The following is a 16,448-nucleotide window of genomic DNA, read 5'->3' as shown; positions in this document are numbered from 1 at the left end:
AACCGATCACCGCGTCGATCGGTTCCCGCCCGGCTGCCGTGGCCGCGAGGCCGGTCAGGCCAGCAGTTGCACCTCCGCCAGGGTGGCCTCGCCGTCCAGGACCAGGCGGTAGCGGGTGTACGTGCCCGGCGCCGCGATGGTGAAGGCGCGGGTCTGGCGGTCCCAGGCGAACGTCTCACCGGTGCGGTGGTCCAGGGTCCGCCAGGCCGTGCCGTCGGCGGAGCCCTGGAGCGTCCAGCCGGTCGGCGCCGTGGCGTGGTCGGCGCCCGAGGTCAGCGTGTACTGGACGGGCTTCACGGCGCCCCGCACCGGCAGGTCGGCGGAGGTCACCGCCGCGCTCGTCGCCGAGGTGTCGTCGAAGAGCGCTCCCTCGCCCTTCAGGACGTCCGCGCGCGGCTCGGGCACCCTGTCGTCCCGCGTGATCGAGACCGGCGCCGCGTCCTCGCCCGTGCCCCAGGCCGACGGCCTCGGGCCCATGGAGAAGTCCAGCACCCCGCCCTTGGCCAGCAGCGAGTGCGGCAGCGAGGTCGACGTCCACGGACGGCCGTTGAACCGCACGCCCTGGACGTAGACGTTCTTCGCGCTGTTCCGCGGCGCCCGCACCACCAGGTCCCGGCCGTTCTCCAGGTGCACGGTCGCCTTCTTGAACAGCGGCGAGCCGATGGAGTACTCGCCGCTGCCCATGACCAGCGGGTAGAAGCCGAGCGCGGAGAACAGATACCAGGCCGACTGCTCGCCGTTGTCCTCGTCGCCGTGGTAGCCCTGCCCGATCTCGCTGCCGGTGTACAGCCGGGACAGTGCCTCGCGCACATACGCCTGCGTCTTCCACGGCCGGCCGGCCGCGTCGTACATGTACAGCACGTGGTGCGCGACCTGGTTGGAGTGGCCGTACATGCCCATCCGGACGTCCCGTGCCTCGGTCATCTCGTGGATGACCCCGCCGTAGGAGCCCACGTAGTCCGGGGAGGCCGTCTCCGGGGTGGCGAAGTAGGCGTCCAGCTTGTCGGCGAGGCCCCGCCGGCCGCCGTACAGGTTGGCCAGGCCCCGGCTGTCCTGCGGCGCGGTGAAGGCATAGCCCCAGCCGTTGGTCTCGGTGTAGTCGTGGCCCCACACCCGCGGGTCGTACTTCGCGGAGTCCACCCGCCAGGCGCCCTTGGCGTCCCGGCCCTGGAAGAAGCCCGCACCGGTGTCGAACAGCCTCACGTAGTCGCGGGCGCGGTCGAGGAAGTACGCCGACTCCTCCTGGTAGCGCTTCTCGCCCGTCTTCTTGTACAGCGCCTCGCCCATCCTCGCGATGCCGTAGTCGTTGACGTAGCCCTCCATCGCCCAGGACAGGCCCTCGTGCGTGTCGGTCGGGGTGTAGCCGAGGAACGGGGAGACGGCCATGCCCTTGCGGCCGACGCCCGGCGCCGGCGGTACGACGGTCGCGTTCTTCACGGCCGCGTCGTACGCCGCCTTCGCGTCGAACCGCACGCCCTTGACGTAGGCGTCGGCGAACGCCACGTCCGAGGAGGTGCCGGTCATCAGGTCGGCGTAGCCGGGGGAGGACCAGCGTGAGGTCCAGCCGCCGTCCTTGTACTGCTGCACGAACCCGTCGACCAGCTCACCGGCCTGAGTGGGCGTCAGGAACGAGTAGGCCGGCCAGGTGGTGCGGTAGGTGTCCCAGAAGCCGTTGTTGACGTACACCTTGCCGTCCACGATCCTGGCGCCGGTGTGCGTGGGGGTGTCCGGGCCCGGCATGGGCGAGAACGGCGACGCGTAGCGGTCCTTGCCGCCGACCTCCTCGAAACCGGAGTTGGGGTACAGGTACAGCCGGTACAGGCCGGAGTAGAGCGTGGTCAGCTGGTCCGCGCTCGCGCCCTCCACCTCGACCTTGCCGAGCAGTTCGTCCCAGGCGTGCCGGGCGCGCGCCTTGACGGTGCCGAAGGACGTGCCGTCCGGGATCTCCCGGCGCAGGTTCTCCTTCGCCTGGTCGACGCCGATCAGCGAGGTCGCCAGGCGCAGCGTGACGGTGCGGTCGGCGCCCGCGGCGAAGCGCAGATGGCCCTGCACGCCCTTGGCCGCGCCGTCCGTCACCGGCTTGTCGAACTCGCCGTACACGAACAGCCGCGTGGCGCCCGTGGACAGGCCCGACTTCACGTCCGAGTAGCCCGTGACGGTGCCGTGCTCAGTGTCGAGCGTCAGCCCGGCCTGCTCGGTGACGTTGTCGAACAGCACGCTCGCGTCGTCACCGGGATAGGTGAAGCGCAGCACGGCCGCGTGGTCGGTCGGGGCCAGCTCGGCCTTGAGGCCGTTCTCGAACCGGACGCCGTAGTAGTAGGGCCGCGCGGTCTCGTTCTCGTGCCGGAAGGCCAGTTCGCGGGCCTCGCGGCCGGTGTCCGGGGTGCCGGCCGCGGCCGACGGCATCACCTGGAAGGTCTGCCGGTCGCCCATCCACGGACTGGGCTCGTGACTCGCGCTGAACGCCTGGATCGTCGGCAGGTTGTCCGCGTTGTTCGCGCGCGCGTACTCGTACAGCCAGCTCAGCGAGGACGCGTTGGTCACCGGCGTCCAGAAGTTGAAGCCGTGCGGCAGTGCGGTCGCCGGGAAGGTGTTGCCGCGCGAGAAGCTGCCGCTGGAGTGGGTGCCCCGGGTGGTCAGCGCGTAGTCCGACAGGTGTGCCTTCGGCCTCTCGGGCGCCACCGGCCGCAGCCTCACGTCGTCCAGCCAGCCGCGGAATTCGGCCGGGCCGGCGGGGGAGTCGTAGGCCACCAGGATCCGGTCGACCGTCCTGCCGGCCGCGACCGGGCCGATCCGCGCGGCCACCTCGTTCCACTGGTTGACGTACAGCGCCTTCGACGCGCCTTGCCCGCGCGGCGTGAGCGGGAAGCCGTGCCGGTCGACCGCGCCCAGGTCGCTGAGGTAGGTGCCGTCGGTGAAGGCGAGGTCGACCGAGACGTTGGTGGCGTCGTAGTCGCGGTCGCCGTCGGCCATCGACGGGAAGATCCGGTACGCCAGCTCCGTGTCGCGGCCGACCTTCACGTTCACGTCGAAGACCTTGTTGGACGAGTAGGCGCGGCCGTCCGCCGTGTGCCGGCCGGCGTAGCGCAAAGCGCGCTTGCCGGTGAAGCCGGCCCGCGCCTTGGCGGTCGGGGAGCCGCTCGGGCCTTTGTCCACCAGCGTCAGCATGTCGTGCGGCACCGGACCGCCGCCGCCTCCGGTCGAGAACTGCACATCGGCGAGCTGGAGGATGTCCGCAGCGCCGTTGTTCCGCGTCACCTCCAGCCGGAAGTGCTGGTAGAGGGCCGGTTCGGCCAGGTCGTAGGACTTGGTCTGGTACCGCTCGGAGAAGGTCTCGCCCGAGCGGGTGTCGACCGTCGTCCAGTGCGTGCCGTCGGCGGAGGCCTTCAGGGTCCAGTCCCTGGGGTCGCGCTCGGCGTGGTCGTTGGCCGAGGTGAGCGCGTACGTCGCGATCGCGGCCGGCTTGTCCAGGTCGAACTCCGCCCAGCCGGCCGGCTCGAACGTCAGCCACTTGGTGCCGGGCTCGCCGTCGACGAGGTTCTCCTTGACCTCGCCGGCGCCCGCGTTCTCGCCGCCGGCCCGGACCTCGGTGACATGGTCGGTCACATTGCCCGGGATGCCGCTGCTGTACCCGCCGTCGACACCCGACGCCCGCTCGGCTCCGTCCGGGCCGGTGTCCACGGTGTTCAGCCAGTCCGGCGCCGGCTCGCCCGCCTCGAACGAGGAAGCGAACTCCCGGTCGGCCGCCGGGGCCTTGGCGGGCAGGGCCACCGCCGCGCCCTGCGCGCCGACGGCCATGACGAAGGCGGCCGTGAGCGCGGCCGCCGGACCCCATCTGTGCCGAGTTCTCCGCTGCATCTACGGATTTCCCCTCCTGCACCCTCTCCGGACAACGTTGTCAGCTGCGGGGCGCAGCATAAGTAGGTGGTCAAGTGGCCGGTGATGTCAAGGGTGTTGACTATGGCATTCAGGGAGTAATGTCGCGAGTTTTTCCCGCGCGGCAGCCGGCGCGGGCTCATATTTCCGGCAGGTCTCAACTCGGAAAAGACCCAGGGGGAACCATGCACTCGATCTTGTCCGCCGCCGGTAAGTGGACTATACCTGTCGGCATTTCCCGCACGACCCCGCACAACCCTGCACGACCCGACCTGCGGTGCCGGCCAGGATCCGGTTCACCGCCTGAGTCCTGGAGAAGGCGAGGACTTGAGCATGGGATCCACTGCGCACCACGGTGCCGAAGGCGTCGGCCGTCGTGATCTGATCAAGCGTTCGGCGGCGCTTGGTCTGGTCGCCGCACCGGGGATGGGACTGCTGTCCGCCTGCGCGAGCAGCGGCGGCGACGGACAGGACAAGGCCAAGCAGGGCAAGAAGACCGCCAAGAACCCGCTCGGCGTCAACGACACCGAGGGCATGGAGTTCGTCCTCTTCGACGGCGGCTTCGGCAAGGAGTACGCCGAGGACGCGGTGAAGATCTACGAGCACGACTTCCCCAAGGCCAAGGTGAAGTTCGCGGCCACCCAGAAGATCCAGTCCACCCTCCAGCCCCGCTTCAACCAGGGCACCCCGCCGGACCTCATCGACAACTCCGGCGCGGAGCAGATGGACATGGGCGTCCTCGTCGGCAAGAACCAGCTCGCCGACCTCACCGCGCTGCTGGACGCGCCGTCGTACGACGACCCGAAGAAGAAGGTCCGCGACACGCTGCGCCCCGGCATCGTGGAGATGGGCCAGTTCGACGGCGACCCGGTCTGGATCCTGTACTACGCCTACACGGTCTACGGCGTCTGGTACTCCCAGAAGGCCCTGGACTCCCTGGACGCGGCCTACCCGGAGACCTGGGACGACATGCTCGCGCTGTGCGCGAAGGCCAAGAAGAAGGGCATCGCGGGCTGGACCTACGCGGGCAAGTACCCGTACTACATCCCCTTCTCGCTGTACCCGATGATCGGCAAGGTCGGCGGGCGCGAGGTGCTCGACGCCATCGACAACCTGGAGCCCAACGCCTGGAAGCACCCCGCGGTCAAGGCCTGCTTCGAGGCCTACTACGAGCTGTACAAGAAGGGCTACGTCCTCCAGGGCACTCCGGGCCTGGACCACATCCAGTCGCAGACCGCGTGGGCCAAGGGCAAGGCGCTGTTCCTCCCGAACGGCTCCTGGGTGGAGAACGAGTCGGCCAACGTCATCCCGCCCGACTTCGGCCTCGCCGTCTCCGCGCCCTCCGGCCTCGACAGCGCCGACAAGATGCCGTTCGGCACCATCTGGGCCTCCGGCGGCGAGCCCTTCATCGTCCCGGCCAAGGCGAAGAACGCCGAGGGCGGCATGGAGCAGCTGCGCATCATGCTCTCCGAGGCGTCCTCGAAGAACTTCACCGCCAAGGTCAAGTCGCTGACCGCGTACAACGGCGGCACCTCCGGCATCACCCTCACCCCGGGCCTGAAGTCCGGTGTGGCGGCCCTGGACAAGGCCGGAGACAACGTGGTGAACCCCCGGCTGCAGGACTGGTACGTGCAGTTGCAGAAGGAGAAGATCGGGGTGTCCGGTCTCGGCGAGATGATGGCCGGCCGGCTGACCCCGGCCGAGACCGTCAAGAAGATCCAGGCATTCGCCGACGAGGCGGCCAAGGACACCTCCATCAAGCACTACAAGCACCAGTGATCCCCGCACCCTGACAGCACCGGAGTGGCGATGCAGCACGGCAAGTACCGGTTCATCGTGGGGTTTCTGGCACTGCCCCTGGGACTGTACGCGCTCTTCGTGGTATGGCCGTTCATCCAGTCCGTCTACTACTCGTTCACGGACTGGACGGGCCTCAGCCCCGATTTCAAGATGGTCGGGTTCGACAACTACGAGAGGATGCTGGACGACGACATCTTCTGGAAGTCGTTGCGGCACAGTCTCCTGTTCGCTCTGGTGCTGCCGGTGGTGACGCTCGGTCTGGCGCTGTTCTTCGCCTTCATGATCAATGTGGGCGGACGACGGAGAAGGGGCGGCCCCGTCATCTCCGGGGTGCGGGGCTCGGCCTTCTACAAAATCGTCTATTTCTTTCCGCAGGTGCTCTCGATCGCGATCGTCTCGCTGCTGTTCGCCTTCGCGTACAACCCGGACAGCGGAGCGATCAACTCGGTTCTGCGCGGCATCGGCCTGGACGGCGTGCAGCCGCTGTGGCTGGGCGATCCGGACCTCGCCCTGTGGTGCGTGATGGCGGTGCTCGTGTGGTCCACGGTCGGCTTCTTCGTGGTCCTGTTCTCCGCGGGCATGGCCTCGATCCCGGCCGAGCTGTACGAGGCGGCGCTGCTGGACGGCGCGAGCCGCGCCACCACCTTCTTCCGCGTCACCCTGCCGCTGCTGTGGGACACCGTGCGGTCCGGCTGGGTCTACATGGGCATCCTCGCGCTCGGCGCGGAGTCGTTCGCGGTCGTACAGATCATGACGACGGGACCGGGCGGGCCGGACTACTCGACCACCGTGATGGTCCTCTACGTGTACCAGAAGGCGTTCCGGGACGGTCAGGCCGCGTACGCCACCACCATCGGCGTCGCCCTGCTGATCGTCACGCTCGCGTTCGCGGCCGTCGTGATGCGGCTGGGCCGTCGCGAGCGGCTGGAGTTCTGAAACCGATGAAGACGACCGAGACCCCCGTCCCGCCGCCGGCCGAGTCCGGCGCCACCGTGTACAAGACGGACCCGCACGCGGCCCCCGGGCACCGGCCCCCCGGGCGGCGCAAGGAGGGGACCGTCCTCAACGTCTTCTCCCACGGCGTCCTCGTGATCTGGGCGATCATGGTGGTCATGCCGCTGGTGTGGGCGGTGATGACGTCCTTCAAGGACGACGGCTCCATCTTCGGCTCGCCCTGGTCCCTGCCGGACCGGCTGCACTTCGACAACTGGTCCCGCGCCTGGACCGACGCCCATATGAGCGACTACTTCCTGAACACCGTCCTGGTGGTCGGCGGCTCGCTCGTCGGCACCCTGGTGCTCGGTTCGATGGCCGCCTATGTGCTGGCCCGGTTCGACTTCCCGGGCAACCGCTTCCTCTACTACCTGTTCGTCGGCGGTATGAGCTTCCCGGTCATGCTCGCGCTGGTCCCGCTCTTCTACGTCGTGAACAACATGGGCCTGCTGAACACGATCCACGGCCTGATCCTGGTCTACATCGCCTACTCGCTGCCGTTCACGGTGTTCTTCCTCACGGCGTTCTTCCGTACCCTGCCCACCTCGGTGGCGGAGGCCGCCTTCGTGGACGGTGCTTCGCACACGCGTACGTTCTTCCAGATCATGCTGCCCATGGCCAAGCCCGGGCTGATCAGCGTGGGCATCTTCAACTTCCTCGGCCAGTGGAACCAGTACATGCTGCCCACGGTGCTGAACACCGACCCGGACAAGAAGGTCCTCACCCAGGGCCTGGTCCAGCTCGCGGTCAGCCAGGGCTACAAGGGCGACTGGTCCGGCCTGTTCGCGGGCCTGGTCATGGCGATGCTGCCGGTGCTCGCGGCGTACATCGTCTTCCAGCGGCAGGTGGTCCAGGGGCTCACCGCGGGAGCGCTGAAGTAGCCCCGGCCACCCGGCGGGGCCACACCCCGTGATTGCGCGTGCGCACACCGTTCCGGCATCCGGAGCGGTGTGCGCCGCTGTGCGCCGAAGACCCGGAAACGGTTCAACCTCTTGACGTGAGTCGCCCCGAACGGCTCAGCTTAGAGTTCACTAGTTGGACATACACGGGGCCTCGCCGAAGCGGCCCCGCGCTCAGGAGGTCGTCGTGGAGACTCCAGGGTCGCAGTCGTCGCTGCACCGAGCCAACCTGGAGCGGGTGGTCCGGGCCGTACGGCTGGCCGGGTCCCTCACTCAGGCGGAGATCGCGCGGACGACCGGGCTGTCCGCAGCCACCGTCTCCAACATCGTGCGGGAGCTGAAGGACGGCGGAACCGTCGAGGTCACGCCCACCTCGGCGGGCGGGCGGCGGGCCCGCAGCGTCAGCCTGAGCGGGGACGCCGGCATCGTGATCGGGGTCGATTTCGGGCACACCCATCTGCGCGTCGCGGTCGGGAACCTCGCCCACCAGGTGCTGGCCGAGGAGGCCGAGCCGCTGGACGTCGACGCCTCCGCCGACCAGGGCTTCGACCGCGCCGAACAGCTGGTCAACCGGCTGATCGCGGCGACCGGCGTGGACCGGACCAAGGTGGCCGGCGTCGGCCTCGGCGTACCGGGCCCGATCGATGTGTCGTCCGGGACCCTCGGGTCCACCGCGATCCTGCCCGGCTGGGGCGGCACCAAGCCCGCCGAGGAGCTGCGCGAGCGGCTCGGCGTGCCCGTGCACGTGGACAACGACGCCAACCTCGGCGCCCTCGGCGAGCTGGTCTGGGGCAGCGGCAAGGGCGTGCGCGACCTGGCCTACATCAAGGTGGCCAGCGGTGTCGGCGCCGGTCTGGTGATCGACGGCAAGATCTACCGCGGTCCGGGCGGCACGGCCGGCGAGATCGGGCACATCACGCTCGACGAGTCCGGCCCGGTCTGCCGCTGCGGCAACCGCGGCTGCCTGGAGACCTTCGCGGCGGCGCGCTATGTGCTGCCGCTGCTCCAGCCCAGCCACGGACCCGACCTGACCATGGAGGGCATCGTCCGGCTGGCCAGGGACGGGGACCCGGGCTGCCGCCGGGTGGTCGCCGACGTGGGCCGCCACATCGGCAGCGGAGTGGCCAATCTCTGCAATCTGCTGAACCCGAGCCGGGTCGTCCTCGGCGGCGATCTGGCCGAGGCCGGGGAGCTGGTGCTCGGGCCGATCAGGGAGTCCGTCGGCCGCTACGCCATTCCCAGCGCCGCCCGTCAACTGTCCGTACTGCCCGGGGCACTTGGCGGCCGCGCGGAGGTGCTCGGGGCGCTCGCCCTCGCGCTCAGCGAGATGGGTGATTCCACCCTTTTGGAAGGCTCCCTGCCCGTCGCCACCCCTGCCTTCACTTAGAGAACGGATGGCACCGTTGCCATCTCGTTAAGGATTTACTTCTTGACGTCGCACGTGTGGCCGAGTTGACTTCCAGCCACCTCGGCCGCAACGACGCGGCCTCGTCAGGGAGGTTTCTCAAGTGAACGCACGTATGCGTCGTGCCGCCGTTGCCGTTGCCGCGGGTGCGATGGCCGTCTCGCTGGCCGCCTGTGGCAGCGCCAAGGAGTCGAAGGGCAACGACGACTCTTCCTCCGCGTCGTCCGCCAAGAAGGGCGACGACATCACGGTCGGTCTGCTCCTTCCGGAGAACAAGACCGCGCGGTACGAAAAGTTCGACCGGCCGATGATCGAGAAGAAGGTCGCCGAGCTGACCAACGGCAAGGGCAAGGTCGAGTACAACAACGCCCGGCAGGACGCCAACCTGCAGGCCCAGCAGGTCGACACCATGATCACCAACAAGGTGGACGTCCTGATCATCGACGCGGTGGACGCCAAGGCGATCCAGAACTCCGTGAAGAAGGCCGTGGACCAGGGCATCAAGGTCGTCGCCTACGACCGCCTCGCCGAGGGCCCGATCAGCGCCTACACCTCCTTCGACAACGTCGAGGTCGGCAAGACCCAGGGCGAGGCCCTGCTGAAGGCGCTGGGCGACAAGGCCACCAAGTCCTCCAAGATCGTCATGATCAACGGCTCGGTGACCGACCCCAACGCCAAGCAGTTCAAGGACGGCGCGCACTCCGTCCTGGACGGCAAGGTCACCATCGCCAAGGAGTACGACACCAAGGAGTGGGCGCCGGACAACGCCAACTCCGAGATGGAGGCGGCCATCTCCGCCGTCGGCAAGAAGAACATCGTGGGCGTCTACTCCGCCAACGACAGCATGGCCGGCGCCATCATCACCGCCAACAAGGCCGCGGGCCTGAACATCCCGGTCACCGGCCAGGACGCCGAGCTGGCCGGTGTGCAGCGCATCGTCACCGGCGACCAGTACATGAGCGTGTACAAGTCGTACCCGCAGGAGGCGGCGACCGCCGCGCAGATGGCCGTCGCGCTCGCCAAGGGTGAGAGCCTGGACTCCATCGCCAAGGACAAGATCTCCAGCGCCAGCGCCAAGGACATCCCGTCCGTGCTGGTCCCGGTCGTCTCCCTGACGAAGGACAACATCAAGGACACCGTCGTCAAGGACGGCATCTACACCATCGACGAGATCTGCTCCGGCAAGTACAAGGCCGCCTGCGACAAGCTCGGCCTGAACAAGTAAGCGGCACCCGGTCCCTTTCCGGCCACGCGGCGTTCGACCCCTGAACGCCCGCGGCCCGGACCACGGCCGGCCGCACCAGGCTCCTCCGGCGCCCCGGCGCATTCACACAGCCCCGCAAGCTCGGCCCCGGGGCGCCGGACGGAACGCCCCCCGGGTTGCTCCCAACCCAAAAGGGTTGTCTCCAACCCACCCACAAGGGTTGTTCCCAACCCACCCACAAGGGTTGTTCCCAACCCACCCACCCTGCATTTCTGCACAACCTCCCGCCGGGTCAGGCGGCGAAGGAGATGGTTCACGTGTCCGCTACGCCCGTGCTGGCGTTGCGCGGGGTCTCCAAGCGATTCGGTGCCGTTCAGGCGCTCACCGACGTAGAGCTCGAGATCCACGCCGGTGAGGTGGTCGCCCTGGTCGGCGACAACGGCGCCGGAAAGTCCACGCTGGTCAAGACGATCGCCGGCGTCCACCCCATCGACGAGGGTGCCATCGAATGGGATGGCAAGCCCGTGTCGATCAGCAGGCCGCACGACGCCCAGGCCCTGGGCATCGCGACGGTCTACCAGGACCTCGCGCTGTGCGACAACATCGATGTCGTCGGCAACCTCTTCCTCGGCCGTGAGCTGAGGAAGTGGGGCGTGCTGGACGAGGTCGAGATGGAGCGCCGCGCCCGCGAGCTGCTCACCACGCTCTCGATCCGCATCCCGAGCGTCCGCATCCCGATCGCCTCGCTCTCCGGCGGTCAGCGCCAGACCGTGGCCATCGCCCGCTCCATGCTCGGGGACCCCAAGCTGGTCATCCTCGACGAGCCCACCGCGGCGCTCGGCGTCGAGCAGACCGCCCAGGTGCTCGACCTGGTGGAACGGCTGCGCGAGCGCGGCCACGCCGTCATCCTGATCAGCCACAACATGGCGGACGTGAAGGCGGTGGCCGACAAGGTCGCCGTCCTGCGCCTCGGCCGCAACAACGGCGTCTTCGAGGTCAAGACGACCTCGCAGGAGGAGATCATCTCCGCCATCACCGGCGCCACCGACAACGCCGTGACCCGCCGTGCCGCGCGCACGTCCAGCGCGAACGGGGAGGCTTCCCAGTGAGCAGCATCGACAAGACCTCCGCCACCGACCTCGACAAGGCCTCGCCGAAGGAGGCGACCCCGGTCGAGAACCCCGAGGCCGCCGCCGCCGCGGTCACCGCCGTCGACCCGCGCCTGCTGGTGCAGGAAGAGGGCCTGCTCGGCTACTGGCACGAGTTCAAGCGCAAGATGAAGGCCGGCGAGCTGGGCTCGCTGCCCGTCATCGTGGGCCTGGCGATCATCTGCGTGATCTTCCAGGTGCTGAACTCCAACTTCCTGTCCGCGCAGAACATCAACGACGTGACGATCACGATGGTCGGCACGGGCATGATCTCCGTCGGCATCGTCTTCGTGCTGCTGCTCGGCGAGATCGACCTCTCGGTCGGCTCGGTCAGCGGCGCGGCCAGCGCCCTGATGGCCGTCCTCGCGGTCAACCAGGGCTGGCCCGAGTGGGCGGCCGTCCTCCTCGCCGTCGCCGCCGGTGTCGCCATCGGCGCGCTGCACGGCTTCTTCTTCGCGGTGCTCGGCGCCCCCGCCTTCGCCGTCACGCTGGCCGGCCTGCTGTTCTGGCTCGGCTTCATGCTGAAGGTGCTGGGCGAGGACGGCACGATCAACCTGGACGGCGACGGGCTGGTCGCCAAGCTGACCACGTACTACTTCTCGGACGTCGCCGCCGCCTACGGGCTCGCCGTGGTCGTGGTCGCGGGGTTCTTCCTCAGCTCCTTCCTCGGCAACCGGCGCCGGGAGGCCGCGGGCATCCCGTCCCGGCCGCTGAGCGACACGGTGCTGCGCACGGTGCTGCTGGCCGTGGTCGCCTTCGCCGCCGCCTACATGTACAACCAGTACAAGGGCCTGCCGCTGGCCACGGTGGTCTTCCTGGTCTTCCTGGTCGCGACGGACTTCCTGCTGCGGCGCACCACCTACGGCCGCAAGGTCTTCGCGCTCGGCGGCAGCGTCGAGGCGTCCCGGCGCGCGGGCATCAACGTCACGGCGGTCCGGATCTCCGTCTTCGCCGTCTCCGGCGGGTTCGCGGCCATCGGCGGCCTGTTCCTGGCCTCGAAGATCGCCTCGGCCAACCAGAGCGCCGGCACCGGCGACCTGCTGATGAACGCGATCGCCGCGGCCGTCATCGGCGGCACCTCGCTCTTCGGCGGGCGCGGCCGGACCTGGAACGCGCTGCTGGGCGTGCTGGTGATCGTGTCCATCCAGTACGGTCTCCAGCTCCAGTCCATCGCGGAGCCGGTGAAGTACATGATCACCGCCGCCGTCCTGCTGACCACCGTCGTGATCGACTCCCTCACCCGCAAGACGCAGAAGACCGCGGGCCGCGCCTAGCACCCGCTTCCCCCAAGGGGCGCGGAGTGACCGTGTACCGGCCCGTCGTGGCTGGTCACACGGTTCTCCGCGCCCCTTCGGGGTGCCCGTCGGGCCCGGCATTAGACTCGGGCGAGCCCGGCAACAGCTCGATCAGCTCTAGTTCAAGGAGGCACGGGTGCCGCTGCTGACCCGCATCAGGGGACCGCGCGATCTGGACCGGCTCAGCCTGGAGGAGCTGGACCAGCTGGCAGAGGAGATCCGCACCTTCCTCGTCGACGCTGTCTCCAAGACCGGCGGCCACCTCGGCCCGAACCTCGGTGTGGTGGAGCTGACCATCGCCCTGCACCGGGTCTTCCACTCGCCCGAGGACAAGGTGCTGTGGGACACGGGCCACCAGTCCTACGTGCACAAGCTGCTCACCGGCCGGCAGGACTTCTCCCGGCTGAAGATGAAGGGCGGCCTCTCGGGCTATCCGGCGCAGTCCGAGTCCGAGCACGACGTCATCGAGAACAGCCACGCGTCCACCGTGCTCGGCTGGGCCGACGGCATCGCCAAGGCCAACCAGCTGCGCGAGCGGGACAGCCGCGTCGTCGCCGTCATCGGCGACGGGGCGCTGACCGGCGGCATGGCCTGGGAGGCGCTGAACAACATCGCCGAGGCCAAGGACCGCCCGCTCGTCATCGTCGTCAACGACAACGAACGCTCCTACGCCCCGACCATCGGCGGCCTCGCCAACCACCTGGCGACCCTGCGCACCACCGACGGCTACGAACGCTTCCTCGCCCGGACCAAGGACATCCTCGACCGCACCCCGGTCGTCGGCAAGCCGCTGTACGAGACCCTGCACGGCGCCAAGAAGGGGCTGAAGGACTTCATCGCCCCGCAGGGCATGTTCGAGGACCTGGGCCTGAAGTACCTCGGCCCGATCGACGGCCACGACATCGAGGCGCTGGAGTCGGCGCTGACCCGGGCCAAGCGGTTCGGCGGCCCGGTGATCGTGCACTGCCTGACCGAGAAGGGCCGCGGCTACCAGCCCGCCCTCCAGGACGAGGCCGACCGGTTCCACGCCGTCGGCAGGATCCACCCGGACACCGGGCTGCCGATCGCCACCTCCGGCGCCGACTGGACCTCGGTCTTCGGCGAGGAGATGGTCAAGCTCGGCGAGGAGCGCGAGGACATCGTCGCGATCACCGCCGCCATGCTCCAGCCGGTCGGCCTGGACAAGTTCGCCAAGCGCTTCCCCGAGCGGGTGTACGACGTCGGGATCGCCGAGCAGCACGGCGCCGTCTCCGCGGCCGGCCTCGCCTACGGCGGCCTGCACCCGGTCTTCGCGGTGTACGCCACCTTCCTCAACCGCGCCTTCGACCAGGTGCTGATGGACGTGGCCCTGCACAAGTGCGGAGTGACCTTCGTGCTGGACCGGGCCGGGATCACCGGCACCGACGGCGCCTCGCACAACGGCATGTGGGACATGTCGATCCTCCAGGTGGTGCCCGGGCTGCGGCTGGCCGCGCCGCGCGACGCCGACCAGGTGCGGGCCCAGCTGCGCGAGGCCGTCGCCGTGGCGGACGCGCCGACCGTGGTGCGCTTCTCCAAGGGCGCCGTCGGCCCCGCCGTACCCGCCGTGGGCCGGGTCGGCGGCATGGACGTGCTGCGCGAAAGCGGCACCGAGCGCCCGGACGTGCTGCTGGTCTCCGTGGGCGCCCTGGCCCCGATGTGCCTGGAGATCGCCGGCCTGCTCGACAAGCAGGGCATCTCCACCACCGTCGTCGACCCGCGCTGGGTCAAGCCCGTCGACGAGGCCATGGCCCCGCTGGCCGAACGGCACCGGGTCGTCGTCACCGTCGAGGACAACAGCCGCGTCGGCGGCGTCGGCTCCGCGATCGCCCAGGCCCTCAGGGACGCGGGCGTGGACGTGCCGCTGCGCGACTTCGGCGTCCCGCCGCGCTTCCTCGACCACGCCTCCCGCGCCGAGGTCCTCGCCGAGATCGGGCTGACCGCGCCCGACATCGCGCGCCAGGTCACCGGCCTGGTCGCCAAGCTCGACGGCCTGCCCGACTCCCGGCTGCGCTCGAGCGGGAGCACCGCCGTCGACCGCACGGGCGACGCCGTGGACTCCGCGGAGCCCGCGCGCGACTAACACGGGCGAGCGTGCCCGACGGGCCGGTCCCGCCACCCCCCAGGTGGCGGAACCGGCCCGTTTGCGTGAACCTGCCTGTGCCGGGTCAAACCGCACCACCGGCCCTCTCGATCATGCCGAGGCCGGCAAGCGTGGGAGGTGGGTTCGTGACCAGCACCCTGTTCCGGACGAAGAACATCGAGCAGTCCATCCAGGACACCGAGGAACCCGAGCACGCGCTCAGGAAGTCACTGTCCGCCCTGGACCTGACCGTCTTCGGCGTCGGTGTCATCATCGGCACCGGCATCTTCGTCCTCACCGGCACGGCGGCGAAGAACACCGCCGGCCCCGCCGTCTCGCTGTCCTTCGTGGTGGCCGGCGCCGCCTGCGCGCTCGCGGCCCTCTGCTACGCCGAGTTCGCCTCCACGGTCCCGGTGGCCGGCTCCGCCTACACCTTCTCCTACTCCTCGCTCGGCGAACTCCCGGCCTGGACCATCGGCTGGGACCTGGTCCTGGAACTGGCGCTGGGCACGGCGGTGGTCGCGGTCGGCTGGTCCGGCTACATCCACTCGCTGCTCGACAACTGGGGCTGGCACCTGCCCGGGGCGCTCGGCGGCCGGGACGGGGCCACCGGCTTCGGCTTCGACATCCTCGCCGCGGCGCTCGTCCTGCTGCTCACCGCCATCCTCGTCGTCGGCATGAAGGTGTCCGCGCGGGTCACCTCGGTGGTCGTCGCGGTCAAGGTGATCGTGGTCCTCGTCGTGATCATCGCGGGCGCCTTCTTCGTCAAGGGCGCGAACTACGACCCGTTCATCCCCAAGGAGCAGCCCGTAGCGGCCGGCGGCAGCCTCAAGGCACCCTTGATCCAGCTGATGTTCGGCTGGGCCCCCTCCCACTTCGGCGTCATGGGCATCTTCACCGCCGCCTCCGTGGTCTTCTTCGCCTTCATCGGCTTCGACGTCGTCGCCACCGCCGCCGAGGAGACCCGCAACCCGCAGCGCGACGTCCCGCGCGGCATCCTCGGCTCCCTGGTCATCTGCACCGCGCTGTACGTGGCCGTGTCGATCGTCGTCACCGGCATGCAGAAGTACAGCTCGCTGTCCGTGGAGGCGCCCCTCGCCGACGCGTTCAAGGCCACCGGGCACCCCTGGTACGCGGGCCTGATCAGCTTCGGCGCCGCGGTCGGCCTGACCACCGTGTGCATGATCCTGCTGCTCGGCCAGTCCCGGGTGTTCTTCGCGATGAGCCGGGACGGGCTGCTGCCACGGTTCTTCTCCCAGACCCACCCGAAATTCCGCACCCCCTACCGGTCGACCATCCTGCTCGGCGTCGTCATCGCGGTCGTGGCGGGCTTCACCAGCCTCAGCGAACTGGCCGAGCTGGTGAACATCGGCACCCTCTTCGCCTTCGCCGTGGTCGCGCTCAGCGTGATCATCCTGCGCCGCACCCGTCCCGACCTGCCCCGGGCCTTCCGTACCCCGCTGGTCCCGGCGGTCCCGGTGCTGTCGGTGCTCGCCTCGCTGTGGCTGATGCTGAACCTGCCCGCGGAGACCTGGCTGCGGTTCGCGATCTGGATGCTGATCGGTTTCGTCGTCTACTTCCTCTACGGCCGCTCGCACAGCCGGCTCGCCACGCGGGAGCGCGCCACGGCGAAGGAGGCCCCGCGCCCGCCCACCGGACCGGCCCCCTGACACCCGCCGACACCCCGTACGTCCCTAGCCGCGCAGCGCCCCGGGGCCCGATAGCGT

At 69.4% G+C, this 16,448-nt stretch carries 10 protein-coding genes; 9 read left to right on the top strand and 1 reads right to left on the bottom strand.

Going from position 1 to position 16,448, the window contains the following annotated elements:
• Positions 1-54 precede the first annotated feature (54 nt).
• The gene (locus SCK26_RS08990; protein WP_318200748.1) at positions 55-3,858 is read right to left on the bottom strand and encodes a GH92 family glycosyl hydrolase; all 3,804 of its coding nucleotides are present in this window, start codon (positions 3,856-3,858) and stop codon (positions 55-57) included.
• Positions 3,859-4,209: 351 nt separating this feature from the next.
• On the opposite strand from SCK26_RS08990, the gene ngcE reads away from it, so the two are divergent.
• From ngcE to SCK26_RS08945, 9 genes are all read left to right on the top strand, one after another.
• Positions 4,210-5,655, top strand: coding sequence for an N-acetylglucosamine/diacetylchitobiose ABC transporter substrate-binding protein (gene ngcE / locus SCK26_RS08985; protein WP_318200747.1), 1,446 nt, complete (start codon positions 4,210-4,212; stop codon positions 5,653-5,655).
• A gap of 30 nt (positions 5,656-5,685) precedes the next feature.
• Complete coding sequence (locus SCK26_RS08980; protein ID WP_318200746.1) at positions 5,686-6,612, top strand: sugar ABC transporter permease; 927 nt, start codon at positions 5,686-5,688, stop codon at positions 6,610-6,612.
• A gap of 5 nt (positions 6,613-6,617) precedes the next feature.
• Positions 6,618-7,550 carry a carbohydrate ABC transporter permease gene (locus tag SCK26_RS08975; RefSeq protein ID WP_318200745.1) on the top strand — a complete coding sequence of 311 codons (933 nt, stop codon included), beginning with the start codon at positions 6,618-6,620 and terminating at the stop codon, positions 7,548-7,550.
• A gap of 205 nt (positions 7,551-7,755) precedes the next feature.
• Entirely contained in the window at positions 7,756-8,955 is a 1,200-nt protein-coding gene (locus SCK26_RS08970; RefSeq protein ID WP_318200744.1) for an ROK family transcriptional regulator, read from the top strand.
• A gap of 133 nt (positions 8,956-9,088) precedes the next feature.
• The gene (locus SCK26_RS08965) at positions 9,089-10,198 is read left to right on the top strand and encodes a substrate-binding domain-containing protein (protein WP_318205964.1); all 1,110 of its coding nucleotides are present in this window, start codon (positions 9,089-9,091) and stop codon (positions 10,196-10,198) included.
• 287 nt (positions 10,199-10,485) lie between these two features.
• Positions 10,486-11,286 carry an ATP-binding cassette domain-containing protein gene (locus SCK26_RS08960; RefSeq protein ID WP_318200743.1) on the top strand — a complete coding sequence of 267 codons (801 nt, stop codon included), beginning with the start codon at positions 10,486-10,488 and terminating at the stop codon, positions 11,284-11,286.
• Positions 11,283-12,599, top strand: coding sequence for a sugar ABC transporter permease (locus SCK26_RS08955; RefSeq protein ID WP_412080723.1), 1,317 nt, complete (start codon positions 11,283-11,285; stop codon positions 12,597-12,599). Before SCK26_RS08960 ends, SCK26_RS08955 begins: the two co-directional genes overlap by 4 nt.
• A gap of 157 nt (positions 12,600-12,756) precedes the next feature.
• The gene (dxs, locus tag SCK26_RS08950; RefSeq protein WP_318200742.1) at positions 12,757-14,721 is read left to right on the top strand and encodes a 1-deoxy-D-xylulose-5-phosphate synthase; all 1,965 of its coding nucleotides are present in this window, start codon (positions 12,757-12,759) and stop codon (positions 14,719-14,721) included.
• A 146-nt stretch (positions 14,722-14,867) separates the two neighbouring features.
• The gene (locus SCK26_RS08945; protein ID WP_318200741.1) at positions 14,868-16,391 is read left to right on the top strand and encodes an amino acid permease; all 1,524 of its coding nucleotides are present in this window, start codon (positions 14,868-14,870) and stop codon (positions 16,389-16,391) included.
• Positions 16,392-16,448 lie beyond the last annotated feature (57 nt).

Origin of the sequence: Streptomyces sp. SCL15-4, from assembly GCF_033366695.1 — a bacterium.
Taxonomy (GTDB): Bacteria; Actinomycetota; Actinomycetes; order Streptomycetales; family Streptomycetaceae; genus Streptomyces.
Note: the sequence above shows the minus strand (reverse complement) of the source record. Positions and strands in the feature narration are given on the sequence as shown.